Below are 26,436 nucleotides of genomic sequence, written 5' to 3'. Positions count from 1 at the left end.
GACTGTCAGTGTGAATTGTGCCACCCGCATGAGGAATACTGCGATATCTGCGGCGAGAGTCTTGCAAACTGCAAGTGTAATATGCCAGATGCCGACTGTGAAAAGAAAGTCTATATCCTGAAAAACCTGGGCTGCGCAAACTGCGCAGCTAAAATGGAAGCCAAAATCAAAGAACTTCCCGGTGTAGAGTACGCCACTATCACTTTTGCCACGAACCAGCTCCGCCTATCAGCCAGGGACCATGCATCCCTTTTACCGCGGATCCAGGAAATCTGTACCTCTATTGAGTCGCAGGTAGAGGTGGTGCCCCGTTTTAAAATGCCCGGTGCATTTACCACCAAAACATACCGGATTGAAAATCTGGGCTGCGCCCACTGCGCGTCCAAAATGGAGGAAAAGATAAACGCTCTCCCGGAGGTATCCAATGCCACCCTGACTTTTGCCACACACCAGCTACGCGTCACCTCAAAACGAGACCCTGACATTCTGCTGAATCAGATACAAAAAATCTGTACCGACATTGAGAGCGGTGTGACGATCAAAGCAAAGGATACTACCCCCAAAAGTGCAGATACCCTTCCGATCCAGGACGTTGTACCGCCCACAAGGGTGCTCTCACAGGATACAAAAACGATCCTTGCCCTCTGTACCGGCGCTGCCCTGTTCGTTGCAGGGGAAGTGCTGGAACATATGGGTATGGAGATACCGTCCCTTGCAGTGCTTTTGACCGCCTATGTACTGTTGGGCGGAAGAATTGTCCTGACTGCCCTTCGTAACCTGGCAAAAGGCCACGTGTTCGATGAAAACTTCCTGATGAGCGTCGCCACCATTGGCGCCATCGTCATCCGGGAATACCCTGAAGCTGTGGGTGTAATGCTGTTTTACCGTATCGGAGAATACTTTGAGCACAAAGCTGTGGAGAGAAGCCGCTCCCAGATCATGGACGCGGTCGACATGAGACCGGAAACCGTCACCCTGGTTATCGGGGATGATACAAAGACTATCGCAGCCGGGGATGCAGTGGTGGGCGATATTATCCTTATTCGACCCGGCGACCGGATTCCTTTGGACAGTGTGGTGATCGAGGGTGAAAGCCGTATCGACACCTCCCCGGTGACCGGAGAACCCGTGCCTGTCAAAGCAGGATTCGGAGATGAACTGACCTCCGGATGCGTCAATACTTCCGGCCTCTTAAAGGTACGCGTCGAAAAAATACTGGAGGAATCCATGGTGACACGTATTCTGGATTCTGTGGAGAACGCTGCTGCCAGCAAGCCCAAAATTGACCGGTTCATTACACGTTTCGCAAGAGTATACACACCATTTGTTGTATTCCTTGCACTGGCAACCGCAGTTATCCCCTCCCTGATCACAGGTGACTGGGACCATTGGGTATACACAGCGCTTACTTTCCTGGTGATCAGTTGTCCCTGTGCCCTTGTTTTAAGTGTACCCCTCGCATTTTTCTCCGGAATCGGAGCCGGTTCCAAGAGAGGCATCCTTTTTAAAGGGGGCGTGTCCCTGGAAGCCATGAAGGGTGTAAATGCAGTTATTATGGATAAAACAGGAACTTTGACAGAAGGAAATTTTGTCCTGCAGACAGTTCTCCCTGCCGGCCATATGAACGCGGACGACCTGTTGGAACTCTGCGCTGCCTGTGAATCCACTTCCTCCCATCCCATTGCAAACAGTATCGTCACTGCAGCACAGGGAAAAGGTCTCCCCATCAAACGCCCGGATTCTGTGGAGGAAATCGCAGGCTGCGGGATCCATGCATTTATAAACGGCTCAGAAATTCTATGCGGCAACCGCAAGCTGATGGAAAAGTTCCATATCCCTATGGAAAATATCTCCACTGACGGCCTGGGTGCAGAAGTCTTTGCCGTAAAAGATAAAACCTATGTAGGCAGCCTTGTCATTGCCGATACCCTGAAAGGGGATGCCAAATCTGCGGTTAAAAAGATAAAGGATATGGGAATCACCCCTGCCATGCTGACCGGTGACGCCCAGGAGACGGCTCTGGCAGTGGCTAAAGCAGCAGGCATTGAGGAAGTGCGGGCCCGTCTCCTGCCCCAGGATAAACTGAATGAACTGACACGGCTGCGCAACACATACGGCTCTGTCATGTTCGTAGGTGATGGTATCAACGATGCACCGGTACTGGCAGGTGCCGATGTGGGCGCTGCCATGGGAAGCGGCGCGGATGCAGCCATAGAGGCGGCTGACGTGGTATTTATGAATTCTTCCATGGAGGCAGTACCTCAGGCATTATCCATTGCCAGAGCCACCAGCCGCATTTCCTGGCAGAATGTTATCTTTGCCCTGATCATAAAGGTTTTGGTCATGATACTCGGTCTTTTTGGATTTGCATCCATGTGGATGGCTGTCTTTGCAGACACCGGTGTTGCTATTCTGTGCGTGCTCAATTCCATCCGCATTCTTTACAGGAAAAATCTTTCATAACGCGGTAACGTCTCTGCCTTTTAATAATAGGAAGAAGCTGTGACCTGACTATATAGCAGTCTGAACACAGCTTCTTCTTTTACATCTGCTTTCTTACAATTTTATACTCATCATTCATCTGGAAGTAGGGACAGTTCTGGAAGGTATTGGTCATAAATCTGCCCATCTCGTCCTCGTCCAAATTCACATCACAGCTATAATAGCCATATTCCTCATCATAGACATAATTACTGCAGTATTCGCAGTTGGCTGTTTTCTTTTTTTCCATAATCCGCTCCCTTTTTCTATCTTTTGAATTATGTATAGCAGAATCTTTTCTTTTTGTCAAATTTCACTATAAATTTCCTATAAAATACAGAAAAATTTATGATTCTATGATTTAAAAAAACTGCAAGTGGTGTTATAATGATTGGACGATATCCCTTTATAAAATCTTTATGTCAGGTATATTTTTTTTATACAATTTTAATTACTGGAGGAAGTTATGAAAATCATCATTTTAGGCAGTGGTAAAGTGGGCCGTACCCTTGCCGAACAGCTCAGCAACGAAGGACACAATATAGTTATGGTAGATTTAATCGCCAAAAAGGTCCAGGACATTTCAGAAGACGCAGATATTATGGGCGTACTGGGCAATGCATCCAGTATCAATACCCTGTTGGATGCCGGAATTGAAACCGCTGATATCCTGATTGCGGTGACCGGTTCCGATGAACTGAACCTTCTCTGCTGCCTGATCGCCAAAAAGGTCAGCAAATGTCACACGATCGCCAGAGTACGAAACCCTGTATACAGCAAAGAAATTGGATTTATTAAGGAGCGTTTGGGTATTTCCATGATCATCAATCCGGAACATGCAGCCGCTATCGAAATTTCCAGGCTTCTGCGTTTTCCCTCTGCCATCAAAATCGACACCTTTGCCAAAGGCAGGGTCGAACTTCTGAAATTCAAGTTAAAACCCGAATTTAAACTGGACAAGATGACTGTCATGGAAGTAGCAGAGCGCTATAAAAACAATATCCTCATATGTGCGGTAGAGCGCGGAGACGAGGTAAGCATTCCCTCCGGTAATTTTGTTTTGAGAGATAACGACATTATTTCTATCGTTGCCTCCCCAGTGAATTCCGCACTGTTCTTCAAGCGAATCGGCATTCATACCCACCAGGTCAAGAGTACCATGATCGTGGGCGGCAGCACCCTTTCCTTTTATCTGGCTAAGCTGCTGCTTGCTATGAAGATCCGGGTATTGATCGTGGAGGCCAGCCAGGAGCGCTGCGAACAGTTGAGTGAACTTCTTCCTGAGGCCACAATCATTAACGGCGACGGCACCGATAAAAATCTTCTTCTGGAAGAAGGCCTGACACGTGTTGAATCCTTTGTAACACTCACTAATCTGGACGAGGAGAACATTCTCCTGGCTCTGTTTGCCAAAAAAAACAGCAATGCCAAGCTGATATCAAAAGTAAACCGTATCGCTTTTGACGATATCATTGAAGGCCTGGACATCGGCAGCGTTATATATCCCAAATATCTGACCGCTGATTACATCCTGCAGTATGTGCGGGCCATGCAGAACAGCATTGGAAGCAATGTGGAAACTCTCTACCAGATCCTGGACAACAAAGCGGAAGCCCTGGAATTCTCTGTACACGAGGACTGCACCTTCTTAAATATACCGCTTGCCGACCTGAATATCCGGGACAACCTGCTGGTCACCTGTATCAACAGAAAAGGAAAAATCACCATTCCCCGGGGACAGGACAGTATTCAGCTGGGGGACACTGTGATCGTGGTCACCACTGTGAAGGGGCTGCACGACATTAAAGATATACTGAAAAATAAATAATTTACGAGGGATGAAATGAATTACTCAATTATTTCCTATATTATAGGATGGATCTTAAATTTTGAGGCACTTTTTATGCTCCTTCCCTGTATTGTCGCCATGATATACAAGGAATCCAGCGGGTGGGCTTTTGTGCTGGCCATGCTTCTGTGCCTCCTCATCGGCATACCTCTGACTCAGAGAAAGCCAAAGAACAAAATATTTTATACAAAAGAAGGCTTTGTCACCGTAGCGCTGAGCTGGATCGTGCTCAGTATCATGGGAGCGCTGCCGTTTATATTCAGCGGCTCCATTCCCAATGTTATTGATGCTGTTTTTGAAACAGTGTCCGGCTTTACCACCACGGGAGCCAGCATTCTGCCGGATGTGGAATCCCTTCCCTACTGTCTCCTGTTCTGGCGGAGTTTTACCCACTGGATCGGAGGTATGGGTGTACTTGTATTTCTGCTCTCCCTGCTTCCTCTGACCGGGGGCGGCTACCATATGAATCTTATGAAAGCGGAAAGCCCGGGCCCCTCTGTAAGCAAGCTGGTTCCAAAAGTACAGTCCACCGCTAAAATTCTGTACGGCATTTATCTGGCCCTCACCCAGCTGGAGATTCTTTTCCTTCTCTGCGGCGGTATGCCTGTGTTCGATGCACTGACCACCGCTTTCGGAACGGCAGGTACCGGTGGATTTGGTATCAAAAATGACAGTATTGCCAGCTATTCCACCTACATTCAGGTGGTTGTCACAGTATTCATGATATTATTCGGCGTCAATTTCAGTGCTTATTTCCTTATAATAAGCGGCAAGCTTAGACAGGCTCTCCATATTGAGGAAGTGCGCTGGTATCTGGCTATTATTGCAATTTCCATCATTACTATTACATTTAATGTATACCACATTTACGGAAGTATCGGTGCATCCCTGCAGCAAGTGTCCTTCCAGGTAGCTTCCATCATCACAACCACCGGATTTGCCACCACGGACTTTAACACTTGGCCGGAAATGTCCCGAACGATTCTGGTCATTCTGATGTTTGTGGGGGCCTGTGCCGGCAGTACCGGAGGGGGTGTGAAGGTATCACGTTTTGTCATTCTGATGAAGACCATCCAAAAAGAACTGCGCCAGTTCCTGCATCCGCGCAGCATCAAGAAGATTAAAATGGATGAAAAACTGGTTGAGCATGAAGTAGTCCGCTCCACCAATGTATTCATGATCGCCTATGTACTGGTGTTTGCTTTCTCTGCACTGTTGATAAGTTTTGACAATCATGATCTGATAACCAATTTTACCAGTGTTGCCGCTACTTTGAACAACATTGGACCTGGGCTTGAACTGGTTGGTCCTACCCAGAATTTCTCTATCTTCTCCGGTGGAGCCAAATTGATCCTGATTTTTGATATGCTTGCGGGAAGGCTGGAATTATTCCCCATACTCCTGCTGTTTACCAGGGACACCTGGAAAAAGTTCTAAAAAAGGCCGTTATCTGATAACCTTAAATGTTTCAGATAACGGCTTTTTTTATTGTACTAATCTTATTAGTTCTGAAGAAACTTCTTATCGAACTCCGGATTAAAATAATAATAATTATTGGAATCCAGTCTCTCTTTTGTCCTCTCCAATGCCTCTCCGAAACGCTGGAAATGCACAATCTCTCTTGTTCTTAAAAATTTCAGCGGTTCTCTCACTTCCGGGTCTGTTATCATGCGCAGAAGGTTGTCATATACTACCCTGGCTTTCTGCTCAGCCGCCAAATCCTCTGTCAGATCCGCAATGGCATCACCCTTTGACTGAAATTCTAAGGCAGTGAAAGGAACGCCTGCTGCTGCCTGAGGCCACAGGGCTTTTGTGTGGTCAATATAATAGGCGTCAAAACCCGACGCCTGGGCCTGCTCCACTGTCAAATCCCTGGTAAGCTGATAGACCATGGCACATATCATTTCCATGTGGGCCAGCTCCTCCGTGCCGATATCGGTCAAAAGTCCGCCCACTGACTTGACTGGCATGGTGTAACGCTGCGCCAGATATCTCATGGAAGCGGATAATTCTCCGTCAGGACCGCCATACTGACTGATAATAAGCTGAGCTGTTTTGGGGCACGTTTTCGTGATCTTCACCGGAAACTGCAGTCTCTTCTCATAAGTCCACATCAGATACACGCTCCTTCCCATGGCATTGGGCCTTCTCCCCAACACCCAATACAGTCTTTTGTCAGAGCATAGTATTTCTCATCAAAATCTTTCAAAAGACTCTTTCTCTGTTCAATGAGGTTTTTCCTAAGTTCCATAGCCTCTGCGGATTCCGGATGGGTATCCAGATACAGGACTGTGTCATCCAGGGCAAAACTCAGCGCGCTGATTTCCTTCATCAGCTTCTCTCTCTCCTGCTGCTTGGGTGACGCATTTTCGTCAGGTTTAAACCCTGTCTCAAACGGGGTTTCTTCCAATACATAGAAAGGTTTGTTCAGCCCCGGAAAAATAGTTCCAGTTGCTAGTGCCTGTTCCCAATCGTATAGAGTCTCCCAACTCTGCATGGGAACGGAGGCAATTGCCAAGTGCTGCTGTTCCATATCATCGTCTCCTTTCTGATACAAAGACATTGTTTGACAAAAACTATCAAATTTTCTCTGCATTGTTAGTATGTGCAGAAAAAATCGTTTCACAAAGGTAGTTTTTTCAATTTTAAATATACCTTGACAGGCGATGTATATTTATGTTTAAATGTAACTAAGAAAGGGAGGTATGCTATATGTCAATCGCTTCTGATTTGATCCGCGGCCATACCGATACTATTATTCTGGCACATCTGCTGGAAGGCGACAGCTACGGATATAAAATCAATAAAGAGATACAAAGAAAGACAAATCAACAGTACGAACTAAAAGAAGCCACCCTCTACACTGCATTCAGACGTCTGGAAGAGGCTGGCTGCATATCATCCTATTGGGGCAATGAGCTGACAGGTGCCCGTCGGCGATACTATTCCATCACCCCTGAGGGAGAACGGACATATGAACGTCTGAAAGAAGAGTGGGACACCGCGAAACAATTAATTGATGTTCTGATCCAAGCAAAAAAGGAGGAAGTAAAAGATGGAAAATAGACTCAGGGAATATATGGACAATTTATTCGGGGAAATCCCCCCCACCAAACAGGCAGTGGAGCTGAAAGAAGAGATTCTTCAGAACCTCATAGACAAATACCATGACCTTCTGGCTGAGGGCAAAAGCCCGGAAGCAGCCTTTAATATTTCTGTAGCCAGCGTAGGAGACGTGGATGAGCTGCTGTCAAATCTGACTGCCGGCTACAATCCCCACCCCTTCCCTGATGAAGAAAGCCATAAAAAACAGAAGCGCAAATCCGCGATCCTGTTCTCCTCAGCCATTATGCTTTATATCACATGTGTGGTTCCTGTTATCATAGCGGATAGTTTAGGCCACGATACCGTAGGCGTATGCCTTATGTTTCTAATGATCGCCGCTGCCACCGGTCTGCTGCTCTTTCACAATATGACCCGCCCCCGCGATACTGCCAATGACGGCACTATCGTAGATGATTTCAGAGAATGGCAGGAATACAACGCCGGCAGCCGCCAGACTTTCCGGGCAGTCAACAGTGCCTTATGGAGTCTTGCCACTGTACTGTATTTGATTATCAGCTTCAGTACCATGCGGTGGAATGTAACCTGGATCATTTTTCTGATAGCCGCTGCGGTACAGTCTATCATCCGAGCAGCCTTTGAGCTGAGAAAGTAGGTAACCATGAATAGAAAAACATCTGCCGTTATACGCATAGTTTCCTGGTCTATTGTGGCTGTTATTCTGACAGTTGTACTTATTATGGGCGTTTTAGGCAACTGGAGTGTCACCCTGTTTCCTTTTGGCAATCACACCACTTCCGGAGGCTGGACCTACGCGGAAAGCGGCAAATACACTGCCGGGCCCGCCGAACTGCCAGCGGATAAAATAAAAAACATAAGGGTAAACTGGTTAGACGGCAGTATCACTTTGTCTGCCGCAGATACCGATCAGGTCATTGTTAAAGAAACATCTTCACAGAAATTAAGCACCAAAGAACAGCTGCACTATTACCTGAAAGGTGACACGCTTCTGATCGAATACCGCGGTGCTACCAAAAATATCATAACCGCTTTTGCCAACGGTCTTTCAAAAAAGCTGGAGATCCAGATTCCCAGGAAATACGCGGACTCCTTCCAGGAAATTCTTGTGGATGGTGTCTCCTCAGATATCAACCTGGATAATTTGAAAACAAAAAAATTGTCCCTGGATAATGTGTCCGGAGATATCAGTCTTAAAAATGTGGAGTCTGACACTCTTTCCGCGAACACCACCAGCGGCTCCCTGAATTCCACAAATCTGATCGTCAGCGAAAATGCAGTTACCAATTCTACCAGCGGCGACGTTATCCTGGATGGTTCTCTGACTGCTGTGCAGCACGACAGTGTATCGGGAGATTTACAAATCACCTCTGCTGCCTGCCCTGAAAATATCCAGGCAGGCACCACCAGCGGAAGCGTAACCCTGAACATCCCCGCTAATTCCGGTTTTACATTGGAATATGACACAGTAAGCGGCGACCTGGAGAGCGACTTCCCGACTACCGGTTCTGACTCCCGCCGCACCTACGAGTCCGGCAAGAGCCACTTCCGGATCGACACGGTAAGCGGCAGCATGAAACTGAGCAAAACAAAATAATATTGCGCTAAAACAAAATTGAGGAGCCCGCCAATACAGGCGGTCTCCTCAGTCTTTTACATCCACTAAAATCTCAATACTATCTTACTGCCCTTCCCAGGCTCACTGTTCAGCACAATCTTGGCATGATGCAGCGCGGCTCCATGCTTCACAATGGAAAGCCCCAGTCCTGTTCCCCCGGTCTTTCTGGAATGGCTCTTGTCCACACGGTAAAACCTCTCAAAGATTCGCTCCTGCTCCTCTTTCGCTATACCGATCCCGTTATCCTCCACGCTCCACCGCACCCCGCCTTTTTCCCGGGCGAGCAGAACCTTCACGTATCCACCTTCTTTATTATATTTAATGGCGTTATCCACAAGGTTATACAGCATTTCATATAACACGTGCCTTACCCCCTGAATTGTCATGTTCTTTCCTTCCATCAAAACTGTCACCCGTTTCTTTTTGGCCGGAAGCATAAGGGTCTGGCAGATATCCTGGGTCATCTCATACAAATCCACCTCTTCCAAAGGCATATTCCTGCTCTCATCCAGTTTTGAGATTTCAATAATGTCCTGCACAAGGCTGGTAAGCCTGCTTGCCTCATCGTAAATCCTGCCTGCAAACTCGGGCACATCCTGAGGCTGTACCAGCCCGTCACGCATGATCTCCGCATAACCTGAGATGGACATGAGCGGGGTCTTCAATTCATGGGAGACATTTGCCGAAAATTCCTTTCGCACCAGCTCCGCCTGTTTCAGTTCCTCTACCTGCTTGGCGATCTGCACATTCTGCTCATCCACCCGATCCAAAAGAGGCCGCAGTTCCTCATACGCCACATTTTCCAGCGGATGCTCCAGATCCAATTCATTGATGGGCGCGATCAGCCTTCTGGTCTGCTTCTCGACTACAAAAAAAGCCAGCGCCAGAATCGCGATCAGCAAAAGCCCCAAAAGCGTGAAGCTTGACATCATGGTAGACAAAACACTGTCTGTTGTCTTAGCCACCCGCAGAATATTTCCGTCATTCAGTTTGACTGCATAATAAAAGGTCTGTTTTGACAGCGTCTGGGAAAACCGTACCACTTCCCCGGTCCCCTTTTCCAATGCCTGGATGATCTCAGGTCTGTCCTTATGGTTCTCCAAATCAGATGCATCTTTTTCTGAATCATACAGGATCGTCCCGTCAGGCCTTGCCAGGGTAATACGGCTTGTAGTCAAATCACCTGTGGTTTTGTTCAGATACTCCTCCCCCGTATTCTCCACCGCGTAGCGGATGTACTGGACTTCATTCCTGACATCCTGCTTCATATAATGATTGTATTTCCCGTACATAACAGCACTGGCCGCGAAAAAGGTCAGTATCACGGAAAGAACCACCATGATCCCTACGTGGTTCAGTATACGTTGTTTCATCTTCCATCTCCAATCCGATAGCCCACTCCCCGGATGGTCTCAATCAGGTTTCCGCAGTCTCCCAGCTTCTGCCGCAGTGTCCGGATATGTACATCCACTGTCCTTGTCTCACCGTCAAAGTCATATCCCCAGATATGTTCCAGCAGTCTGTCACGGCTCAGCACGATTCCCTGATTCTCCATCAGATAGCGGAGCATTTCAAATTCTTTCAGTGTCAGTTCCACTCTCCGCTGCCCATCCAGCACTTCATGCCTGTCCACATTTACGGAGAGATCTTCACAGCGCAGGATTTTGTCCTGATACTGCTTTTTACTTCTGCGGAGCACTGCCCTGACCCGGGAGATAAATTCCATCATACCAAAGGGTTTGGTAATATAGTCATCCGCCCCGCCGTCCAGCCCTCTCACCTTATCGTATTCCGCCTCCTTGGCAGTTACCATAATAACAGGGATATCTCTGGTTTTGTGCTCTTTTTTCAATTTTTCCAGAATCTCATACCCGTCGTCACCGGGCAGCATAATATCCAGAAGTATCAGCTCCGGAATCTCACCCTCCAGTGCTGCAAACAGTTCTTTTCCATCACATAATCCCTTTGCCTGAAATCCGGTAGTGCCCAGTGTATATACAAGAAGTTCCCGAATATTTCTTTCATCCTCCACACAATAAATCATATGCGCTCCCTTCTCCTGCCATCCTATTCTATAGACAGTATACGCATTTTTCAGGGAGCGCACAAGAAAAATTTATGGAAGCTGATAATGACTGCGGGAAAGTTCCATTACCCGCTGGAACTCGGAGTTATCCTCACGCTTCATATGCTCCAGATAGCTGTGGGTATCAAACGCATCATCCGGAACCTGAGTGATACAGACTGCAATGTTGGAGCAGTGGTCTGCAATCCTCTCCAGACTGGTTGTGATATCAGAAAGGACAAAGCCCTGTTCAATGGTACATTTGCCTTCCCTGAGCCTGCGGATATGGCGGGCTTTCAGCTCCATATTCAGCTCATCTATTACCTGTTCAAGGGGTTCCACACTTTTTGCCAGCTCCTGGTCCTGCCCTGCAAATACTTTGTAGGCAGAATCAAAGATATCCTCAACAGCCTTGGCTATCACGTGCAGTTCCTGTATTGCCTTATCTGAAAATTTCATGTTTTTTGCATACATCTCCTTTGCTGACTGCATAATATTTACCGCATGGTCAGAAATGCGCTCAAAGTCACCGATGCAGTGGAGCATAATGGACAAGTCATGACTGTCCTTCTGATTCAGGTCTTTCTGGCTTAATTTTACCAGATACGTTCCCAGCGCATCCTCATAGCGGTCCACATGGTCTTCCAGGCTGACCACATCCTCCGCCCCATTCTCATCGTAATTATCAATCAGAGACAGGGCTTTGCGCAGGGACTCCTGTGCATCTCTCGCCATACTGTCCACCACGTGGCGGCTCTGCTCCATGGCAAACGCTGGTTTATCAAGAAAACGCACATCTAAAAGCTGTGTCTGAATATCCTGTGGGGATGCTTTCGCCTCCTCCTCTTTGTCCCGGATCGTAAGGGTGGCAAGCTTTTCCAGGCCTCTGGAGAATGGCAGCAGGACCAAAGTGGCAAAAACATTGAATGTGGTATGCACGATCGCAATACCTGCCGCATTTGCCGCATGTCCCATAAATCCAAAATGGATAAAAGAGTTAAGTGCATAGAAAAGGATCATGAATGTAACCGTACCGATCACGTTAAAGTACAGATGTACCATAGCCGCACGTTTAGCATTCTTTTTAGCTCCCACAGCGGAGAGAAGCGCGGTCACACAAGTACCGATATTCTGTCCCATGATAATGGGGATGGCAACGTCAAAGCTCACCGCCCCTGTCACACAGAGTGCCTGCAGAATACCCACAGACGCGGAAGAACTCTGGATAACTGCTGTGAGGACCGTACCTGCGATCATGCCCAGGATCGGGTTGGAAAACTGTGTCAGAATACCGGTGAATTCCGGTACGTCCGCCAGTGGCTTCACAGCGCTGCTCATACTCTCCATACCAAACATAAGTACAGCAAATCCAATAAATATCATGCCAATATCTTTTTTCTTCTCACTTTTGGCAAACATAAGGAAAGCTACACCCACAATAGCCAGGACGGGTGAAAATGTTGATGGTTTGAAAAGCTGTATAAAGAAGTTATCACTCTGAATTCCGGAAAGACTCAGAATCCAGGATGTAATTGTTGTACCGATATTGGCACCCATGATAACACCCACTGCCTGAGAGAGCTTCATGATGCCGGAGTTAACGAATCCTACAACCATGACTGTTGTTGCTGATGAAGACTGAATGACCGCAGTGACAGCGGCTCCCAGTCCCACGGCTTTTAAGGGGTTTGAGGTCAGTGTTTCCAGAATCCTCTCCATCTTGCCGCCTGATACCTTGGCCAGACCGTCACCCATGACATTCATTCCGTATAAAAACAAAGCCAAACCACCGACTAAGGTTAAAATACTAAAGAAATCCATACTTTTTCTCCTTTTCCTTTTGTAGCAAGGCAAACTTCGTTACGGTTCACTCCGTTCTCAGCAGCACGCTTCGAGGGATCGTGGCAGTGAGCAGTAACAACATATTACCTTTTATTCTGTCCTTATTGTAGGGGAGGTATGTAAAATCTTTTATTGGGGTTTTGTAAAATCTATGTAAAATTTTCTGACGCCAGAAATACAGGCTTATAGATTCACAAACCGCTGCCTCAAACCCCGGCAGCGGCCCTTGAACTGACTATTAGAATTGACGATCGCCATGGGCAATGGGATTTTGCCTGGCTGTTGGACTTGTTCTCACGGTCAGCGCAGTAAATACGATGACCAGCGAAGTCGTTACTCTGCAAGAATCTTTTCAAATTTCTTTTCAGATAAAATTTCATTTGTCAAAAAAGCTCCATTATAAAAAAGGCTGTATGACGTAAAAGGTGCCGGGGCATTTTGTGCCTGCTCTTTCGTCTTAAAACGTATAGCCTGGAATGGCACCCCTTTGTTTTGTGCCAAATTCTCAATGAGCGGTACATATTTTGCGGTAAAAGGACATTGATGCGTATAATATAGAACAAATCCCTCCTGCTCTGTGTGCGGGGATTTTGACTGTTCCCTAAACTGTGGCTTTTCCGCATTCTCCTCAAAAGGCAGATAAAGCAGCTCATAATACGGCTTAGCCGTATCCGCAGTGATAAATCCTTTATAACGGAGATAGCCGGGATCAGACAAGTATGGCATTTTTTTAGGGGAGGAGAGAACTGCCAGTCCCTTTTTTCCTTTTGCCTTGCTGTCCCTGATGCATTCGTCCAAAAGGAGATTAGAATACCCTAGCCCCTTGAATTTTCCTGAAACCCACAGACAGTCAATGTACATGTAATCCTCTGCCAAAACCGGAGCCCACGCGTTCTCCGCAGGAATGTATTCAATAAAACATTTCCCCCGCACATCACATTTTTTGAACATCAAACCAGCATCCAGCTGCTGGGAGATCCATTCCTTCTTTGCCGCCACCTGACAGTCCTTATTGTTGGAGATCGCACAGCAGATATGCTCCTTTTCCAGGTTTTCCTTTGTAAGTGTAATAATATCCATATAATTTTCCCATTTCCTTTCTGAACTAATGCCAGTATAACATATAAAACATGACACGGTATGTCATATTTTTATGGGAGACAAACTTATCTGCTTAAAAATTCGGCCGGAAAGGAGGGGCAGTTACCAGATATTCTCCTTCAGGATCCCCCAAGACCGTCAAAAAGAACTCAATCAACTATTAACATCCCATACCCTGGTCCCCACAACCAGCTACGGCCTTCAAAACTGCTGCCAACGCATCCGCCTCCACTACGGTCCCGCCTACGCCTCCAAATAACCAGCACCCCCAAAGGCACCCTAAACCACCCTAACCCTCCCCCCCATCCACCCCTAAGGGCGGCACCCTGTCCCCTCCGCAGCCTTACGTTCCGCACTCCAATCCCTATCCTTTAGGCAGCCTTATGTTCCGCGTTCCAACCCCAGGCAGGCGAGGCGGCGCTGCAGGGGCGGGAGGCAGAGATACAGGCTGGCGAGTGTCAAGCGGAGCGAGCCGAAGATCCACTTGCCCCAGCTGATTAATGAGGAGGCCATTGCCGACGAATTTAGCAGCTGGGAGCAAGTTAGCTGAGGGGAGCGCAGCCAGGAGCCAGGCTGTATCTCTGCCTCCCGCCCCTGCAGCGCCGTCTCGCCTGCCGTCCGCCGTCCGCCGTAATCCATACGCCGTAATCCGCCCCACAACATTCCCCCCCTCACAATCCCTAAATCCCCCCAATAACCTCCGTAACCAGCCCCGCAAACTCCCGCGAAACCCTATCCGCCGTCTCCTGCACCTCCGCATGATCCAACTTCTTGCCCATCCCCGCAGCCTGATTCGTAATACAGGAAATCCCGCACACTTCCATCCCCATATGCCGTGCAGCCATAGCTTCACATGCGGTACTCATCCCTGCCGCATCAGCCCCCCACACTCTGCACATACGAATTTCCGCCGGAGTCTCATAATTCGGTCCGCTAAACTGCATATAAACCCCTTCTTTCAGAGAAATCCCCAGCTTACATGCCGCCTCCTTCACCACTTTCTGCATCCGGACACTGTAAACCTCACTCATATCCGGAAATCTTGGCCCCAATTTATCCATATTTCCCCCGATCAAAGGACTGGGCACCGCTGTGGTGATATGGTCACGGATCAGCATAAAATCCCCGGGTTCAAAATCAAAATTCACTCCTCCTGCCGCATTGGTGAGAATCAGCTTTTTCGCCCCCAAAAGCCCCATCAGTCTCACAGGAAGCACCACATCCGACATGGGATATCCTTCATAATAATGCACACGTCCCTGCATGATCACCACAGGCACCTTCCCCACATATCCGAATACAAATCTTCCCTTATGCCCCTCCACTGTGGAGGTCGGAAATCCCTCAATATCCTTATAATCCACGGTATCCCCGATCCGGATCCCATCCGCATAATCTCCCAGTCCGGATCCCAGTACCAGCGCCACCTCCGGCTTAAATCCTGTCCTCTTCTTAACACTTTCCAAACACCTGAATAACTTTTCCTCTGCCTGATTCATAATTTCACCCTTCCTTTCATTCCTGTTCAACCACGGAGGAAACCATGGCCTGCATCCTCTCATACTGTTCTCTGCTTATCAAAATAGAATTGCCTTCCCTGGATATCAGTCCCTCTTCCTGAAACTTCTTAACTGCCCGGTTGATCGTCTTCACACACAAGCCCGAAGCCTCTGCCAATTCCTGCCTCGTGCTTCTAATCCGGTAAACATCCTGCTTCGCATAACGCTGATACCGCTCTGTAAAAAGCATGGCAAGCCTGTCAGCTCCCTGCAGAAACAAATACGCCCTGCTGTTCCGCCCCTGCTCCAGCAAATACTCTCCCATAAGCTTTGCCTCCTGTTTCAGGGCACGGATATCCGTTTTCAGCCATCGCTCAAATTTCGCTCTGGGAATCTTTATCACCGTGCACTCTGTCACTGTCTCCAGTGTTGTCCGGTATTCACTCAGATCCATGATCACTTCCATTCCGCCCATGGCATACACACCGTCAAACCGCATAAAATCATAGGCAATGCCATAGATCCGGTAATCCACTGCCCGAATACTTCCTTTCCCCACAATATAAACCGTATCCACAGGTGTGTTCTCCCTGACAAAAGTAATGCCCTTTTCCAGCACCTCTATCTGAAACGAATCCATGAGCCAAACCGGAGCCGTCTCGAAATACGCCTCAAAAAGTTCCCGCCTTCTCTTATCCAGCTCCCGCAGAAAAGGCAGCGCCTGATACAGATACTTCTGCTCCATTAATATCCCTTTGTCTCCTGCCCCTGAATCAATTTGACTGCAGAGCTCGTTCCGATCCTGTCACATCCTGCTTCCAAAAATGCCTCCATGTCCTCCACACTTCTCACTCCTCCGGCTGCTTTTATTTTTACATTTCTTCCAATGTGCTCTTTGAAAAGCAGGATATCCTCCAGAACCGCACCCCCGGTTCCAAATCCTGTGGAGGTCTTGATATAATCCGCACCTGCCTTTGTCACTGCATGACACATGGCTGTCTTCTCTTCTTTTGTGAGATAACAGGTTTCAATGATCACTTTTAGGATCTTTTCACCTGCAATTTCTTTTAATGTGCGGATTTCCCTCTGCACAGCATCAAAATCCCCGTTCTTAACATCCGTGATATTGATAACCATATCCACCTCTGCCGCACCGTCCTGAAGCGCCTGTTCCGTCTCCGCTGCCTTTGCCTTTGTGGTACTGTAGCCCAGGGGAAAACCGATAACGGTGCAGATATTGATCTTCTCCCCGTAAGTTTCATGAATTCTTTTTACATAACAGGGTGGAACGCAGACCGAGGCAGTATCGTAGCAGACAGCCTCATCACACAATCTCTGTATTTCCTCCCAGGAAGCATATGCTTTTAAAAGCGTATGATCCACATGCCTTAAAATTTCTCTCTCTGTCATTTTGCTTTCCTCACTTTCACTATTGCCGGTATACTGACACAATGGCTTACAGGCAAACCTGTTTATCCATATTACTGCAAAGTCTTACCGGAAATTCATCCTGCCGGTACCGGTACATCTCTCAACAGATAACCAAATCCCAAAACTCATCCTGCTGCATAAGTTACGGGATGCCCTTCAGGGTATATTTCATATTATAATGCATTTTCCACTCCAGAAAAAGGACTAGAGTCTTTTTTACGTTTACTTTTGGTTTTATGCCTATATAAAGTTCATTTCATATTAATATTCACATTCTTTGACCTCCTGTCATATTATGAAGTTAGCTTCATACGAAGCTTACTTCACATAGATGGTGGGTGGAATATGAAAACAAAAGTACGGGAATTACGAATATCCAGAGGATTAACCCAGCAGCAGCTCGCAGAGCTTGTTCATGTGTCGAACCGGACGATCATTTCTATTGAAAAGGAACAATACAGTCCGTCCCTTATGCTTGCCTACCGAATGGCCCAAGTATTTGGCACAACGGTCGAGGATTTATGCTGTCTAAAGGAAAATAAAGAAATGGAGGATTTGGAATATGAAAATAAAGAATAGTCGTGGATTTGCTACAGGTATTATAACTTTCTTACTGGGTATGGCAAATATCATCGTTTATGTCATTTCAAACGAACAGAGATTTTTCTGTTGATCGTCTGGTTTATCATTACCGATCAGAAAAAGGCCGGCCCTCGATTGGCCGGCCAGCCTTAAAAACTCCTGATCTGGTCATCCTCGTCTTCTGTTGTCTTTACAATAGATTTGATCACCACCGGATAACTCACCGTGTCATTGACCTTCACCATGACCCGTTCTCCCTCCCGGTGACCCCGGATGGCTTTTCCAAGAGGCGATTCTATACTGATCTTATTGTCAAGAGAGTTGCCCCGGATGGACGTTACCAGTTTGTATGTCTCCGTCTCGTCCTCCTCCTCATAGAAAATTTCCACCACATTGTTGATACCCACCTCATCACTTCCGGAGTTGTCCTTTACAATAGCGGCTGTCTTCAGCATTCTTTCCAGATACCGGATACGGCTTTCGTTCTTATTCTTGTCTTTCTTTGCCGCATAGTATTCAAAATTTTCACTCAGGTCTCCCTGTGCCCTGGCCTCCTTGACAGCCTCTATGGCTTCCTTTCTGACCACCAGCTTCCGGTATTCGATCTCCTCCTGGATTTTCTTTACATCACTCTCAGTGAGCTGTTCGCGCATATCTCTCTGCCCCTTTTCCTGTATTCCCGGTTATGATATTTTTGTTCCCGCCTTAGCCAGAAAACCGCGTTTCATAAGTTCTGCCCCTATCTCGTCCAGAGTCTGCTCACTGTCCGCAAGAACCGTGTGATAATGATAGCCGGATGTTATGTTCTTCAAAGGACTGGATTTTCCGCCCTGAATGCCTTTTACAAACTCTGCAGCTTTTTTTCTGGAGTCAACAGACAGTTCAGCCCGAAGCTGGCCGTAAACCTCATGGCATATGAACACATCCTCCACCTTGCCTCCGCAGTCTACGATCAGATTCAGCTCTTCCATAATCTCACTGTCCTTATGGCATACATAAAACACACGGCTCGCAAACACCGGTGCGTGAAATACATACCCCCGGTGTGTGGAAAGAATATCCTGATCCTGTGCCCGTAAAAGTGCAATATCCTGCACGATCACCTGGCGGCTGACCTGGAACCGCTGTGCCAGCTTTGTGCCGGAAACAGGTTCCGGGCTGCGCCTGATATATTCTAAAATTTCCTGTCTGCGTTTTTCGCCGTTCATCCTCCACTGATCCTTTCTCGCTGTCCTTATCATATATCTTTTCCACATCCTGTAATTCCATACTCCCGGGCAGCACTCGCCGGCTTAACAGGATACAGGATGCAGGTTTTTCAAAGAAATGTCCAGGATAGGCGCGGAATGGGTCAAGGCCCCGCTGGAAATATAATCCACGCCGATAGATACCAGCCTCTCCACATTTTCCCTGGTCACATTGCCGGAACACTCAGTTTCCGCTTTTCCGTCAATGATCCGGATCGCTTCCTTCATCATCTCCGGAGTCATATTGTCAAGCATGATGATATCAGCCCCTGCTTCCACGGCCTCCTTCACCATATCCAGATTCTCCACTTCCACCTGGATCTTGCGCACAAAAGGAGCATACTCCTTTGCCATTTCCACGGCTTTTCTCACACTCCCTGCTGCCCCAATATGATTGTCCTTTAATAAAATCCCATCAGACAGGTTGTATCTGTGATTATAGCCGCCGCCCACTTTGACTGCATATTTTTCAAAGATGCGCATATTCGGCGTTGTCTTTCTGGTATCAAGGAGCTTTGTCTTGCTTCCCGCAAGCAAATCAGCAATCTGTCTTGTGTAGCTGGCAATCCCGCTCATTCTCTGCAGATAGTTCAAAGCCACACGTTCCCCGGAGAGAAGCACACGGATATCCCCGTGCAGTGCTGCCATAAGCTGGCCGCTCTTCACCCGTTCTCCGTCTTTTACATAGAATTTTACTTCCGTCTTTTCATCCAGCAGCTCAAATACCCGTTTAAAAACATCAAGTCCGGCAACCACTCCGTCCTGTTTACAGATAAGTTGTACCTCGCCCGGACACGCTTCCCGCATCACCGCATTGGTGGTAATATCCTCACTTGTGATATCCTCCTGCAGAGCCTGCATAATAAGATGGTCTGCATTTAATTTCATTGTAATCTGATTCATCCCGCTTTTTTCACCCTTTCGATTTCTTTCAAAACACTCTCGCCATACATTCTCTGAAGCTCTTCCTGCCTTGGAAAACCTTCTCTCTCTGCTTTTGTCAGAAGCATAGCTGCCCTTTCCTGGCACATCTCTCCATTTTCCTGTACTTCACGGGCAGAAATTCGCAGAGCCGCACGTTTTGCGAATACCAGGCTTTCCAGCAGGGAATTACTGGCCAGACGGTTGGCTCCGTGAACACCGTTACAGCTTGTCTCTCCTGCTGCGTAGAGATTTTCCATCGTGGTCCTGCTGTCCAGGTCCACTTTCACGCCGCCCATAAAATAATGCTGTGCAGGCACCACAGGAATACACTCTTTCCTCACATCGTACCCTTCCTCCAGGCACCGTTCAAAAATATTCGGAAAATGAGACGTGATCTCTTCTTCCCCAAGAGGGCGCATGTCCAGCCACACATAAGGCTTGTGGTCTATTTCCATCTGTCTGTGGATGGCGTCCGCAAGGACATCCCGCGGCAGAACCTCATTGGCAAAACGTTCCATATTGGCATTGTATAATCTGGCACCTTCCCCGCGCACGGATTCGGATATAAGGAATCGGCGCCCCGGTTTCCTGGAATATAAGGTTGTAGGGTGAATCTGCACGTAATCCGGATGCTCCAGCTCGATACCATGTTTCAGTGCTATTGCCAGGGCGTCACCGGTCAAGTGTGGGAAATTGGTGGAATGCTCATAAAGTCCGCCGATTCCCCCGCAAGCCCAGATCGTATCCTGGGCAGTGACTCCAAACACACTGCCGTCTTCTTTCCGGGCCACAATACCATAACACCGATTATTCTCCTCCAGTATATCAATCATGGTTGTCCGTGTCAAAATTTTTACATTGGGGAGCTTCTGAACAGCCTCCAGCAGTCTGGTGGTGATCTCTTTTCCTGTGATATCCTTGTGATACAAAATCCTGGGCTGGGAATGGGCGCCTTCTCTGGTATAGGCAAGCTCTCCTTCCCTGCGGTTAAAATCCACACCGCAGGCCATCAGTTCCCCGATCACCGCTCTGGAGGAACGTATCATCACATCCACGGATTCCCTCCGGTTCTCATAGTGTCCGGCCTTCAGGGTATCCTCCATGAACAGATCATAGTCATTTTCATCCCGCAGGACACAGATGCCTCCCTGTGCCAGAAAAGAATCACTGTTCTCCAAGTCATCCTTTGTCAGCATCAATATCTGTTTCTCTTTTGGCAGATGAAGGGCTGCAAAAAGTCCCGCAACACCTGTGCCGACGATCACGATATCTGTTTTTTCTCTTTTCATTTTCTCCTAGACCTTCTTTCCTTCCGCAGTCAGTCCCTCCTGAAAGGACTAACGGGTTCCATCTACTTTGCAGTCTCCAGCATCCGGTTCAACGGCACATTTGCCCGGCTTCGGAGGCTGTCATCCACGCTTACCTCTCCCTTATTATATTTCAGGCAGTCACGTACCTTCTCCAGCGTCACCTTTTTCATTGCGGCGCAGGTCTGTCCGCCGGGAACGGTATAGAACTTCTTGTCCGGATTCTTCTGCTGCAGTTCATACAGCACGCCGTTCTCTGTTCCGATCATAAATTCCTTTCTTTCACTCTTTGTGGCATAGTCAATAATACCTGATGTGCTTCCGATATGATCGGCAAGCTCCAGGACTTCCTTGGTGCACTCAGGATGCACTAAAAACTCCACACCGGGATGCAGGCGTTTCATTTCCTCCACCTGCTCTTTCTTCACTTCTTTATGTACATAACAGTAACCGTCATTGAGAATCACATTTTTTTCCGGTACCTGCTTCGCCACATAACTTCCCAGGTTTTCATCCGGAATAAAAAAGATATTTTTGTTAGGCAGCTTCTTTACAATCTCCACTGCGTTGGAGGAAGTCACACATACATCCGAATATGTCTTTAACGCGGCACTGGAATTGATATAGCAGACAACTGCCAGATCTTCATATTCTTCTCTCATATTTTCAATCTTATGAACATCCGCCATATGGGCCATAGGGCAATCTGCTGTAGTATCCGGCATAAGTACGGTCTTCTTTGGATTCAGTATTTTTGCACTCTCTCCCATGAAGGTCACACCGGCAAAAACCAGGGTGCCGGCTTCCAGCTTTGTGGCAATCTTGCTCAGATAAAAAGAATCTCCGATATAATCTGCACATGCCTGCACCTCTCCCGGCACATAGTAATGGGCAAGGATCACTGCGTCCTTCTCTTTCTTCAGTTCCTCGATTTCCCGATAAATGGAATCCACGGTTTCTCCTCCTCGATTTTAAGAATTTTTAACATTATACAACTTTCCTTTACATCTGACAAGACAGTTGTAAAATTGTACTGTAATTCATACAAAAAGAGACTGCACCGTGTACAATCTCTTCCTTAACATATTATCCTTTTTTCAGGCATCCAACCCCATACATCATCATATCCTCAGCCATGGCCGCGATCTCCTCTGCCTCTGTCACCATGCCCTCTCTGAGCCATTCCTCCAAAAGGCCGATACACCCGGCACTTGCAAATGCATAGAAATACTCTATTTCCTTAGGTGTGGCCAGAGCAAAGAAACGGGAATAAGCTTCCACGCATTTCTCCCGTCCCAGACTGAGCAGCCGTACCGCAAAGGTTTTATCCCCGTAATCTCCCAAAGTCACAGTGCATAAATCCGCGTTTTCCTTTAAGCAGCGGAAAATTTCCGTAGTGATCTTCAGTGGGGTCAGTTCCTTATTTTCCTCTGACAGAAGCGGTTCCAACGCTTTTTCAATCTCTCTGGTCATCTCCTTCTCAATCTGCTCCAGCAAATCATAGATGTCTTTATAATGGGTATAAAACGTACCCCTGTTAATGCCGGCGATCCCACACAACTCTCTGATGGAAATGCTTTGTATGGGTTTCCTGCTGAGAAGATCCATAAATGCATTTCTGATGAACTGTTTCGTCATTCTGGTCCGCTGGTCGCCTGATTTTCCCATAGAAAGACCTCCTTTTTATCATATCCGACACTTTCGCCAAATCTGTTCAATAACTATCCAAATGGCCGAAATCTGCCGATTGTTTTCCTGTTATCCACTCATTATAATAAATAGTAGAAAGAGATACAATATCTGTATGTAAAAAGGAGATGTTTCCTTATGAAAACACTATATCTTGTCACCGGGGCGGACGGTCACCTGGGCAGTACCATTATCCGCCTGTTAAGAAAACAAAACCGGACGGTGCGGGGACTTCTTATTCCCGGAAAAACCGCACCGGATATTCCCGGTGTCCGGTATTTCCACGGCGATGTAAGAGATCCGGAAAGTATGCGGCCCCTTTTTGAAGATGCCGGATGCCGGGAGCTGTCTGTCATACATACTGCCGGCATGATTTCCATTGCTGAGAATGTCACACCGGAATTATACGATGTTAATGTAAACGGAACAAAAAATATCATCTCCCTCTGCTTCCAATACAAAGTAAAGAGGCTTCTCTATGTAAGCTCCGTACATGCGATCCCGGAGCAGAATAAACTGAAAGTCCTGCATGAGACAACAGACTTTTCCCCCGATCTGGTGAAAGGAGCCTATGCCAAAACAAAAGCCGAGGCCACAAAAGCGGTACTGGATGCTGTCCAAAAAGGCCTGGATGCCGTGGTTGTCCATCCATCGGGAATCCTGGGGCCCTTTGACACCTCCGGCAATCATCTGGTGCAGATGGTTACAGATTATATAGAAGGACGCCTTCCGGCCTGTGTAAACGGCGGTTACGATCTTGTGGATGTCCGGGATGTAGCTGCCGGGTGCCTGGCAGCACTGGAACGGGGAAAGAAAGGAGAATGTTACATTCTCTCAAACCGCCACTATGAGATAAAAGATGTACTTAGAATGGTTAAAATGCTATGCGGCGGCAGACGCCTGCCGGTCCTCCCTATGTGGATGGCAAAAATAACGGCACCTCTGATCGGCGTTATCTGCCGGATCCAAAAACGGCGCCCTTTGTACACCCGGTACTCTCTGTATACCTTACAGAGCAATGACCGTTTTGACCACACAAAAGCCACCTCTGAACTGGGTTTCAAACCAAGAGACCTGTTTCAGACCATTGCGGATACCATCACCTGGCTGAAAAAGAAAGGCCACAGCGTACTGATCCAGAAAAGATAAAATTCCAATATCTGAAAAGGCGGACGGCCTTCCTAACCCCTTGGGTAGCTGCTATCCGCCTAATATCATATTGCATGGATCTCAGAGTGATCATATCTCCCGGTCGGCAAGCTGCTGCTGTGTCATCCCAATCTCTTTTCTCTTTCTGGAAATAAAACCTCCGATTTTTACACTGTCCAGCATGATGTGTTCTCCTCATTTTCCCTGCCTTGGGTCATTTTTCTGTCCTAATCATACCCCGGCTTATCCGCGTCAGCAATAACGGGATATTTGAGTTTCTTTTTATTTTTCAACCGACGGTAGAGCCGTTTTTTTATATCTTTTTAAAAACCGTGCGGTCAGCAGCAATGTGGAAATCTCCGCAGCCGGAAATGCCAGCCAGATACCGTCCATCTTCCAAATAAAAGACAGAAAAAACGCAAAAAACAGTATGGCTGCAACGCCCCTTACAAAGGCAATGGCAAAGGACTCTCTTCCCTTTTCCACTGCCCCCATATAAGCGGCTGCCACAATGTTAACACCAGCCGGGCAAAAGCCCAGAAAATACAGCCTCAGTCCCCAAAATGCAATCTCTGCCAGTTCACGATTCCCTTCCCCGTTAAAAATGCCTACCAGGTTTGTGGTAAAAGCAAACGCAGCAGCACTGAAGAAAATCCCCACAGCTCCTGCCAATATGGCGGCACGAACAAACACAGCGGCACTCTCCTTCTTCCTGCCCTCCCCGTAAAAACGGCTGATAAGCGGCTGACTGCCCTGGGAGATTCCGGTAAACACAGACACAGCCACCAGTGCCAGATTAGCAACAATCCCGTAAGCTGCCACCCCTGTATTCCCTGCCAGATGCAGGATCAGCAGATTAAACACAATGAGCACAACAGCGGAGGACAATTCATTGATAAACGCAGATATTCCCAGACTGCAGATATCACGTACCCGGCAGTACAGTGCCCCCATAGGCGAACTCCAGGTAAACTGATTTTTCCCCCTGATAAAATGCAGGGACAATAGCCCTAAACTGATAACCGGTGCAAATCCGGTTGCAAGGGCAGCCCCAAATATTCCCATATTACAGGGAAATAAAAACACATAATCCAGCACTATATTAGAAAAACTCCCGGTCAGCATAGCAGCCATGGAGAGACGGGGGCTGCCGTCGTTCCTGACAAACGCAATGAGTATGTTGTTCATAATAAAAAATGGAGCAAATACCAAAATTGTCTTCAGGTACCCCCCTGTCATTGTCTGTATATTCCCCTCAGCCCCCAGCATTCCTGCCACGGCGTCCGAGCCTGCAAGCCCAATGATCAAGAGAACTATCCCCACTGCCATCCCCGCCGCAGCCGAGACAGCGAAGACCTGGTTTCCCTTCTCTTTCTCTCCCTGTGCCCGGCAGATGGCAAAACGGGTGGCCCCTCCGATTCCCAGCATCAGCCCCAGCCCGTTAATAATACTGTATACGGAAATAGCCAGGTTCAAAGCGGTCAGACCATCTGCTCCCAGCCGTTTTGAGATGAAAAATGTATCTGCCAGAATGTAACAGGACAGTCCCAGCATTCCCAGAACGTTCAGGGATATGTATTTATAAAATTCTTTGCTTATTTGTTTCTGCATAACCTGTCTCCTTGTAATTTAAGATAAAAAAATGCCCAAATACATTCCTTCCATGACCTACCGGAATGTATTCAGGCATTTTCCCGTCTACCCGGTGGCAGACGGATGCTTATGCTATTGTATCATCAATAAGGGGGGCTTTGCAAGGGGGATTTTGTATCCGGTTGACTTCCATTTTATTCAGGATTCCCTCCCCCGTCACACCGGGGTGTGTGGTGATAATACGGCAGACCTGTTCCGTAAAACCCAAAGTACAGCCGTATTTTTCTGCCATATATTTTATGGATTCCCCTTTTTTCATACCTTTGCTGATATATTCCACGGTTTTTCGGATATCCTTTTCCCGGGGTGCATGGATGACCGGCTCCGAATGGGGGATTTCTATCCGATGTACCTCTATCTCTCTGTCTTTTAACTCCAAAACCGCCATGGTAATATCCTGGTTAAACCGCCGCTTTCCACAGCTTCCCGGATTGAGAAAAAGACGTCCGTCTTTTCGTACCTCCAGATATTTGTGGGAATGCCCAAAGACCACCACATCCACACCTGTCAAATCCAGAGGAATCTCTTTTTTGTTGTGTACCATATAGAAACCGAAGCCGTCCAGTTCAAAACGAAGGGACCCCGGTATATGTTCCGCCCATTCCTTGTCATTGTTGCCTCTGACAATATAGAGGGGCTTATCTTTAGACAGTTCATCCACAATTTTCTGCGTATTGATATCCCCGCCGTGGAGAACCACATCACAGGTATTCACAATTTCCATCACCTCAGGGCGAAGAAGCCCGTGGGTATCAGATAAAACGGCTATTCTCATTTGACTGCTCCCGATCATTTAAGCTTTTTCAACTGTGTGGTTATTTGTAAGGATTCGGCAGGCCTGCGCCTTCACTGCATGGACCGTCAGACCGCATTACAAAGTCAAGCAAAACTCCTATCGCCAAAGGCGGTTTTCTTTTA

The 26,436-nt window shown here is 47.5% G+C and carries 26 protein-coding genes; 8 read left to right on the top strand and 18 right to left on the bottom strand.

The features are described 5' to 3' along the window. Positions 1–81 precede the first annotated feature (81 nt). Positions 82–2,463, top strand: a complete 2,382-nt coding sequence (locus A4V09_RS00505) for a heavy metal translocating P-type ATPase (protein WP_065540621.1) — start codon at positions 82–84, stop codon at positions 2,461–2,463. A gap of 79 nt (positions 2,464–2,542) precedes the next feature. Here A4V09_RS00505 and A4V09_RS00500 read toward each other — a convergent pair whose 3' ends face one another. Then, on the bottom strand, positions 2,543–2,731 hold the full coding sequence (locus A4V09_RS00500) for a DUF6472 family protein (protein WP_065544566.1): 189 nt from the start codon (positions 2,729–2,731) through the stop codon (positions 2,543–2,545). Between the two features lie 216 nt (positions 2,732–2,947). Between A4V09_RS00500 and trkA the strand changes: the two genes are divergently transcribed. Continuing rightward, the gene (trkA, locus tag A4V09_RS00495) at positions 2,948–4,309 is read left to right on the top strand and encodes a Trk system potassium transporter TrkA (RefSeq protein WP_065540620.1); all 1,362 of its coding nucleotides are present in this window, start codon (positions 2,948–2,950) and stop codon (positions 4,307–4,309) included. A 15-nt stretch (positions 4,310–4,324) separates the two neighbouring features. Further along, the gene (locus A4V09_RS00490; protein ID WP_065540619.1) at positions 4,325–5,767 is read left to right on the top strand and encodes a TrkH family potassium uptake protein; all 1,443 of its coding nucleotides are present in this window, start codon (positions 4,325–4,327) and stop codon (positions 5,765–5,767) included. Between the two features lie 65 nt (positions 5,768–5,832). On the opposite strand, the gene A4V09_RS00485 is transcribed toward A4V09_RS00490, so the two are convergent. Together A4V09_RS00485 and A4V09_RS24785 are read right to left on the bottom strand one after the other, a co-directional pair. Beyond that, on the bottom strand, positions 5,833–6,444 hold the full coding sequence (locus A4V09_RS00485) for a manganese catalase family protein (RefSeq protein WP_065540618.1): 612 nt from the start codon (positions 6,442–6,444) through the stop codon (positions 5,833–5,835). Beyond that, positions 6,444–6,863, bottom strand: a complete 420-nt coding sequence (locus A4V09_RS24785) for a spore coat protein CotJB (RefSeq protein ID WP_242963909.1) — start codon at positions 6,861–6,863, stop codon at positions 6,444–6,446. The genes A4V09_RS00485 and A4V09_RS24785 overlap by 1 nt, the downstream gene beginning before the upstream one ends. Before the next feature lie 179 nt (positions 6,864–7,042). Between A4V09_RS24785 and A4V09_RS00475 the strand changes: the two genes are divergently transcribed. The 3 genes from A4V09_RS00475 to A4V09_RS00465 are packed head-to-tail and all read left to right on the top strand — an operon-like array spanning position 7,043 to position 9,008. Next, positions 7,043–7,396 carry a PadR family transcriptional regulator gene (locus tag A4V09_RS00475; protein WP_065540617.1) on the top strand — a complete coding sequence of 118 codons (354 nt, stop codon included), beginning with the start codon at positions 7,043–7,045 and terminating at the stop codon, positions 7,394–7,396. Next, positions 7,386–8,048: a permease prefix domain 1-containing protein gene (locus A4V09_RS00470; protein ID WP_065540616.1), complete on the top strand. Its 663-nt coding sequence runs from the start codon at positions 7,386–7,388 to the stop codon at positions 8,046–8,048. The genes A4V09_RS00475 and A4V09_RS00470 overlap by 11 nt, the downstream gene beginning before the upstream one ends. A 6-nt stretch (positions 8,049–8,054) precedes the next feature. Further along, on the top strand, positions 8,055–9,008 hold the full coding sequence (locus tag A4V09_RS00465) for a DUF4097 family beta strand repeat-containing protein (protein WP_065540615.1): 954 nt from the start codon (positions 8,055–8,057) through the stop codon (positions 9,006–9,008). 65 nt (positions 9,009–9,073) lie between these two features. Here A4V09_RS00465 and A4V09_RS00460 read toward each other — a convergent pair whose 3' ends face one another. The 7 genes from A4V09_RS00460 to deoC all read right to left on the bottom strand — a co-directional run bounded on the left by A4V09_RS00460 (position 9,074) and on the right by deoC (position 16,946). Beyond that, a complete protein-coding gene (locus A4V09_RS00460) occupies positions 9,074–10,402 on the bottom strand; it encodes a sensor histidine kinase (RefSeq protein WP_065540614.1) in 1,329 nt (442 codons plus the stop codon). Beyond that, positions 10,399–11,073 carry a winged helix-turn-helix domain-containing protein gene (locus A4V09_RS00455; RefSeq protein ID WP_065540613.1) on the bottom strand — a complete coding sequence of 225 codons (675 nt, stop codon included), beginning with the start codon at positions 11,071–11,073 and terminating at the stop codon, positions 10,399–10,401. The genes A4V09_RS00460 and A4V09_RS00455 overlap by 4 nt, the downstream gene beginning before the upstream one ends. A 72-nt stretch (positions 11,074–11,145) precedes the next feature. Further along, complete coding sequence (locus tag A4V09_RS00450; RefSeq protein ID WP_065540612.1) at positions 11,146–12,915, bottom strand: Na/Pi cotransporter family protein; 1,770 nt, start codon at positions 12,913–12,915, stop codon at positions 11,146–11,148. 354 nt (positions 12,916–13,269) lie between these two features. Beyond that, positions 13,270–14,016, bottom strand: coding sequence for an N-acetyltransferase (locus A4V09_RS00445; RefSeq protein ID WP_065540611.1), 747 nt, complete (start codon positions 14,014–14,016; stop codon positions 13,270–13,272). A 701-nt stretch (positions 14,017–14,717) separates the two neighbouring features. Then, the gene (locus tag A4V09_RS00435; RefSeq protein WP_065540609.1) at positions 14,718–15,536 is read right to left on the bottom strand and encodes a purine-nucleoside phosphorylase; all 819 of its coding nucleotides are present in this window, start codon (positions 15,534–15,536) and stop codon (positions 14,718–14,720) included. 16 nt (positions 15,537–15,552) lie between these two features. Further along, the gene (locus A4V09_RS00430; RefSeq protein ID WP_065540608.1) at positions 15,553–16,281 is read right to left on the bottom strand and encodes a Crp/Fnr family transcriptional regulator; all 729 of its coding nucleotides are present in this window, start codon (positions 16,279–16,281) and stop codon (positions 15,553–15,555) included. Next, entirely contained in the window at positions 16,281–16,946 is a 666-nt protein-coding gene (gene deoC / locus A4V09_RS00425) for a deoxyribose-phosphate aldolase (protein WP_065540607.1), read from the bottom strand. Before deoC ends, A4V09_RS00430 begins: the two co-directional genes overlap by 1 nt. 366 nt (positions 16,947–17,312) lie before the next feature. Here deoC and A4V09_RS00420 point away from each other — a divergent pair, with 366 nt between their 5' ends. Next, positions 17,313–17,546, top strand: coding sequence for a helix-turn-helix transcriptional regulator (locus tag A4V09_RS00420; protein ID WP_065540606.1), 234 nt, complete (start codon positions 17,313–17,315; stop codon positions 17,544–17,546). Between the two features lie 152 nt (positions 17,547–17,698). Here A4V09_RS00420 and A4V09_RS00415 read toward each other — a convergent pair whose 3' ends face one another. The 6 genes from A4V09_RS00415 to A4V09_RS00390 form a co-directional block, all read right to left on the bottom strand. After that, positions 17,699–18,202 carry a GreA/GreB family elongation factor gene (locus tag A4V09_RS00415; protein ID WP_065540605.1) on the bottom strand — a complete coding sequence of 168 codons (504 nt, stop codon included), beginning with the start codon at positions 18,200–18,202 and terminating at the stop codon, positions 17,699–17,701. Positions 18,203–18,232: 30 nt separating this feature from the next. Beyond that, positions 18,233–18,757: a transcription repressor NadR gene (locus A4V09_RS00410; RefSeq protein WP_065544564.1), complete on the bottom strand. Its 525-nt coding sequence runs from the start codon at positions 18,755–18,757 to the stop codon at positions 18,233–18,235. Between the two features lie 84 nt (positions 18,758–18,841). Further along, positions 18,842–19,699: a carboxylating nicotinate-nucleotide diphosphorylase gene (gene nadC, locus A4V09_RS00405; protein ID WP_065540604.1), complete on the bottom strand. Its 858-nt coding sequence runs from the start codon at positions 19,697–19,699 to the stop codon at positions 18,842–18,844. After that, positions 19,696–21,009 carry an L-aspartate oxidase gene (locus tag A4V09_RS00400; RefSeq protein WP_065540603.1) on the bottom strand — a complete coding sequence of 438 codons (1,314 nt, stop codon included), beginning with the start codon at positions 21,007–21,009 and terminating at the stop codon, positions 19,696–19,698. The genes nadC and A4V09_RS00400 overlap by 4 nt, the downstream gene beginning before the upstream one ends. A gap of 62 nt (positions 21,010–21,071) precedes the next feature. Beyond that, a complete protein-coding gene (gene nadA / locus A4V09_RS00395; RefSeq protein WP_065540602.1) occupies positions 21,072–21,980 on the bottom strand; it encodes a quinolinate synthase NadA in 909 nt (302 codons plus the stop codon). Between the two features lie 133 nt (positions 21,981–22,113). Continuing rightward, positions 22,114–22,695, bottom strand: a complete 582-nt coding sequence (locus A4V09_RS00390) for a TetR/AcrR family transcriptional regulator (RefSeq protein ID WP_065540601.1) — start codon at positions 22,693–22,695, stop codon at positions 22,114–22,116. Between the two features lie 159 nt (positions 22,696–22,854). On the opposite strand from A4V09_RS00390, the gene A4V09_RS00385 reads away from it, so the two are divergent. Beyond that, positions 22,855–23,865: an NAD-dependent epimerase/dehydratase family protein gene (locus tag A4V09_RS00385; protein ID WP_065540600.1), complete on the top strand. Its 1,011-nt coding sequence runs from the start codon at positions 22,855–22,857 to the stop codon at positions 23,863–23,865. 282 nt (positions 23,866–24,147) lie between these two features. Here the strand turns inward: A4V09_RS00385 and A4V09_RS00380 are convergent, their stop codons facing one another. After that, complete coding sequence (locus A4V09_RS00380; protein WP_065540599.1) at positions 24,148–25,476, bottom strand: MATE family efflux transporter; 1,329 nt, start codon at positions 25,474–25,476, stop codon at positions 24,148–24,150. A 109-nt stretch (positions 25,477–25,585) separates the two neighbouring features. Next, entirely contained in the window at positions 25,586–26,293 is a 708-nt protein-coding gene (locus A4V09_RS25845) for a metallophosphoesterase family protein (protein WP_330396482.1), read from the bottom strand. Between the last annotated feature and the right edge of the window lie 143 nt (positions 26,294–26,436).

Origin of the sequence: Blautia pseudococcoides (assembly GCF_001689125.2) — a bacterium.
Lineage (GTDB): Bacteria > Bacillota > Clostridia > Lachnospirales > Lachnospiraceae > Blautia > Blautia pseudococcoides.
Note: the sequence above shows the minus strand (reverse complement) of the source record. Positions and strands in the feature narration are given on the sequence as shown.

Excerpts from the sequence above, each read along its gene's own strand:
- A4V09_RS00505 (WP_065540621.1), top strand. The coding sequence starts at position 82 with ATGCCAGATGCCGACTGTGAAAAGAAAGTCTATATCCTGAAAAACCTG.
- A4V09_RS00500 (WP_065544566.1), bottom strand. The coding sequence starts at position 2,731 with ATGGAAAAAAAGAAAACAGCCAACTGCGAATACTGCAGTAATTATGTC.
- trkA (WP_065540620.1), top strand. The coding sequence starts at position 2,948 with ATGAAAATCATCATTTTAGGCAGTGGTAAAGTGGGCCGTACCCTTGCC.
- A4V09_RS00490 (WP_065540619.1), top strand. The coding sequence starts at position 4,325 with ATGAATTACTCAATTATTTCCTATATTATAGGATGGATCTTAAATTTT.
- A4V09_RS00485 (WP_065540618.1), bottom strand. The coding sequence starts at position 6,444 with ATGTGGACTTATGAGAAGAGACTGCAGTTTCCGGTGAAGATCACGAAA.
- A4V09_RS24785 (WP_242963909.1), bottom strand. The coding sequence starts at position 6,863 with ATGGAACAGCAGCACTTGGCAATTGCCTCCGTTCCCATGCAGAGTTGG.
- A4V09_RS00475 (WP_065540617.1), top strand. The coding sequence starts at position 7,043 with ATGTCAATCGCTTCTGATTTGATCCGCGGCCATACCGATACTATTATT.
- A4V09_RS00470 (WP_065540616.1), top strand. The coding sequence starts at position 7,386 with ATGGAAAATAGACTCAGGGAATATATGGACAATTTATTCGGGGAAATC.
- A4V09_RS00465 (WP_065540615.1), top strand. The coding sequence starts at position 8,055 with ATGAATAGAAAAACATCTGCCGTTATACGCATAGTTTCCTGGTCTATT.
- A4V09_RS00460 (WP_065540614.1), bottom strand. The coding sequence starts at position 10,402 with ATGAAACAACGTATACTGAACCACGTAGGGATCATGGTGGTTCTTTCC.
- A4V09_RS00455 (WP_065540613.1), bottom strand. The coding sequence starts at position 11,073 with ATGATTTATTGTGTGGAGGATGAAAGAAATATTCGGGAACTTCTTGTA.
- A4V09_RS00450 (WP_065540612.1), bottom strand. The coding sequence starts at position 12,915 with ATGGATTTCTTTAGTATTTTAACCTTAGTCGGTGGTTTGGCTTTGTTT.
- A4V09_RS00445 (WP_065540611.1), bottom strand. The coding sequence starts at position 14,016 with ATGGATATTATTACACTTACAAAGGAAAACCTGGAAAAGGAGCATATC.
- A4V09_RS00435 (WP_065540609.1), bottom strand. The coding sequence starts at position 15,536 with ATGAATCAGGCAGAGGAAAAGTTATTCAGGTGTTTGGAAAGTGTTAAG.
- A4V09_RS00430 (WP_065540608.1), bottom strand. The coding sequence starts at position 16,281 with ATGGAGCAGAAGTATCTGTATCAGGCGCTGCCTTTTCTGCGGGAGCTG.
- deoC (WP_065540607.1), bottom strand. The coding sequence starts at position 16,946 with ATGACAGAGAGAGAAATTTTAAGGCATGTGGATCATACGCTTTTAAAA.
- A4V09_RS00420 (WP_065540606.1), top strand. The coding sequence starts at position 17,313 with ATGAAAACAAAAGTACGGGAATTACGAATATCCAGAGGATTAACCCAG.
- A4V09_RS00415 (WP_065540605.1), bottom strand. The coding sequence starts at position 18,202 with ATGCGCGAACAGCTCACTGAGAGTGATGTAAAGAAAATCCAGGAGGAG.
- A4V09_RS00410 (WP_065544564.1), bottom strand. The coding sequence starts at position 18,757 with ATGAACGGCGAAAAACGCAGACAGGAAATTTTAGAATATATCAGGCGC.
- nadC (WP_065540604.1), bottom strand. The coding sequence starts at position 19,699 with ATGAATCAGATTACAATGAAATTAAATGCAGACCATCTTATTATGCAG.
- A4V09_RS00400 (WP_065540603.1), bottom strand. The coding sequence starts at position 21,009 with ATGAAAAGAGAAAAAACAGATATCGTGATCGTCGGCACAGGTGTTGCG.
- A4V09_RS00390 (WP_065540601.1), bottom strand. The coding sequence starts at position 22,695 with ATGGGAAAATCAGGCGACCAGCGGACCAGAATGACGAAACAGTTCATC.
- A4V09_RS00385 (WP_065540600.1), top strand. The coding sequence starts at position 22,855 with ATGAAAACACTATATCTTGTCACCGGGGCGGACGGTCACCTGGGCAGT.
- A4V09_RS00380 (WP_065540599.1), bottom strand. The coding sequence starts at position 25,476 with ATGCAGAAACAAATAAGCAAAGAATTTTATAAATACATATCCCTGAAC.
- A4V09_RS25845 (WP_330396482.1), bottom strand. The coding sequence starts at position 26,293 with ATGAGAATAGCCGTTTTATCTGATACCCACGGGCTTCTTCGCCCTGAG.